The sequence below is a fragment of the Variovorax sp. P1_G12 genome (assembly GCF_056405555.1).
The window spans coordinates 1-2,527 of the sequence record NZ_JBFUBW010000085.1; the positions used below are offsets into that span (position 1 = coordinate 1).

Below are 2,527 nucleotides of genomic sequence, written 5' to 3' on the forward strand. Positions count from 1 at the left end.
GTGGGTCTGGCAATCATCGCGTCCCTGTCTATGTTGAGGATGTTGAGGAGCGAGGCGATTGGCCTCGTTCTTCGACAGGAGCACGATCATGACCCCTTCGACACCAGCGGTTTCTGCGCTGCGTCAGCGCATGCTCGACGACATGCGCATGCGCAAGCTCGGACCCAAGACCCAGGCTGCCTACGTCCGCGCGGTTCGGTACCTCGCCGGCTTTCTGCAACGCTCCCCCGACACGGCCACCGCAGAGGATCTGCGGCGCTTCCAGTTGCACATGGTCGATCGAGGCGTCTCGCCGATCACGCTCAACGCGACCATCACCGGCTTGAAGTTCTTCTTCGATGTCACGCTCGACCGGGGCGAACTGATGGCCAGGATGAGCTACGTGCATGTGCCCCAGAAGCTGCCCGTGGTGCTCAGTCGCGACGAGGTCGCACGCCTGATCGCTGCGGCGTCCAACCTCAAGTACCAGACGGCACTGTCCATCGCCTACGGCACGGGGCTGCGGGTCAGCGAGATCGTTGCACTGAAGGTCAGCGACATCGACAGCCAGCGCATGACGCTGCGCGTCGATCAGGGTAAGGGCCGCAAGGATCGCTACGCCGTGCTCTCGCCGGTGCTGCTGGAGCGGCTGCGCGCCTGGTGGAGGTACACCAACGCGAAGGGCAAGATGCTACCCAGCGGCTGGCTGTTCCCCGGCATGAACCCGGTCGACCCGCTGACCGCACGCCAGCTCAACCGTGCTGTCCACGAAGCCGCAGAGGCGGCCAAGCTTGACAAGCACGTCTCCATGCACACGCTGCGCCACACCTTCGCCACGCACCTGCTGGAGCAGAAGGTGGACATCCGTGTGATCCAGGTGATGCTGGGCCACAAGAAGCTGGAGACGACTTCGATCTACACGCACGTGGCCACCGAGATCCTGCACGAAGTGGTCAGCCCGCTGGAGAAGCTGCAGCCCGCATAGGTCATCTCCATGGCGCACTGCGCCCTGGAAGTCGCCGACATCTTCCGCACCCACGGTCCCGGCTGGCGCCAAGTGCAGCGGGGTCACCTGAGCCTCGGCCAGCTCAAGGTCATGTCGGCCATCGAACAGTGCCGCAGCGCGGCGCTGGGGGGCCACGTGTTGCGTTGCGAAGGTTGCGGGCAAGACCAGATCGCCTACAACTCGTGCCGCAACCGGCATTGTCCGAGGTGCCAGGCCAGCGCGGCACAACGTTGGCTCGAGGCGCGTCAGGCCGATCTGCTGCCAGTGGACTACTACCACGTCGTCTTCACCTTGCCGGCACCGATCAGCGCCATCGCGTACTACAACAAGGCCTCGATCTACGCGCTGCTGTTCGACGTGGCCGCCGAGACCCTGATGACGATCGCGGCCGATCCGAAGCACCTGGGTGGCAGCATCGGTGCGACCTTGGTGCTGCACACCTGGGGATCGGCGCTGACGCACCATCCACACGTCCATGGCATCGTGCCGGGCGGTGGCCTGTCGTCCGACGGCGAGCGCTGGGTCGCCTGCAAGCCCGGCTTCTTCCTGTCCGTGCGCGTGCTCTCACGGCTGTTCCGACGACGCTTCTTGGAAGAGCTCGAGCACGCTCATCGCGCCGGCCGCCTGCAGTTCTTCGGCGAGCACGCCACGCTGGCTGACGCAAAGGCGTTCGCAGACTGGCTCGCACCGCTACGCCAGTGCGAATGGGTCGTCTATGCCAAGCGCCCGTTCGCCGGACCCGAGGCAGTGCTGGCCTACTTGTCGCGCTACACCCACCGGGTCGCCATCTCCAACAGCCGGCTGGTGGCCATGGACGAGCGTGGCGTCACCTTCCGGTGGAAGGACTACCGTGCCAAGGGCCGAACACGCCGCAAGACGATGACGCTCGACGCCGACGAGTTCATACGCCGCTTCCTGCTGCATGTCCTGCCGGGCGGCTTCCATCGCATCCGCCACTACGGGCTCCTGGCCAACGGCAATCGAACCGCCAGCCTCGCACGCATTCGGGAACTGCTGCTTCAGAAAGCGGATGTCGCTGCGCCCACATCTGGCGTGGACTCCGAGCCCGAACCCGTGCGACCGAGCTTCTTCTGCCCGCACTGCGGCGGCCCGATGATCATCCTGCAGACCTTCGCTCGTGGGCAACCCATCCGCGCGCCGCCTCAGCAGCTTCGGGCACCATGAGTACACATCTGCATCAGCGTTCAGTCCGAGCTTCGGCCCTTCATCCTTCTGGGTCGATGCGGGGTCTTGCCTTCGCACTCGACGACGGCCTTGCCGCCGGTCGCGTCGCTGGGCAACTCAGTGCGCCGCGATCGATCCGCTGCGCCTCAACGACGCCTTCGGCCCAATTCTTGACTCGCGTCGCCGGCGCGAGCTCAGTCCACGCCGACCGAATCCCCATAGCTTCGTAGCCCTCTCAGGCCACATTCGTGCATTCCGCGGTTTCCTCCATGGAGGCTTGTCCAACACCTGCCCTCAGGCCGTTGACGGGCTCGGCGCTGTCGTCGTGCACGGACAGGTGTCGGACAACCCTAGACC

General features: G+C 65.3%; 2 protein-coding genes. Both read left to right on the top strand.

The window, feature by feature from the left end:
* The first annotated feature begins 88 nt into the window (after positions 1–88).
* A complete protein-coding gene (locus AC1D2O_RS37590) occupies positions 89–964 on the top strand; it encodes a tyrosine-type recombinase/integrase (protein WP_477649907.1) in 876 nt (291 codons plus the stop codon).
* A gap of 9 nt (positions 965–973) precedes the next feature.
* Positions 974–2,170 (top strand): IS91 family transposase, encoded by a 1,197-nt coding sequence (locus AC1D2O_RS37595; protein WP_477649906.1) that lies wholly within the window; start codon positions 974–976, stop codon positions 2,168–2,170.
* The last annotated feature ends 357 nt before the right edge of the window (positions 2,171–2,527 follow it).

Bases quoted from the DNA above. Each gene is read 5' to 3' on its own strand.
- AC1D2O_RS37590 (WP_477649907.1), top strand. From the start codon at position 89: ATGACCCCTTCGACACCAGCGGTTTCTGCGCTGCGTCAGCGCATGCTC.
- AC1D2O_RS37595 (WP_477649906.1), top strand. From the start codon at position 974: ATGGCGCACTGCGCCCTGGAAGTCGCCGACATCTTCCGCACCCACGGT.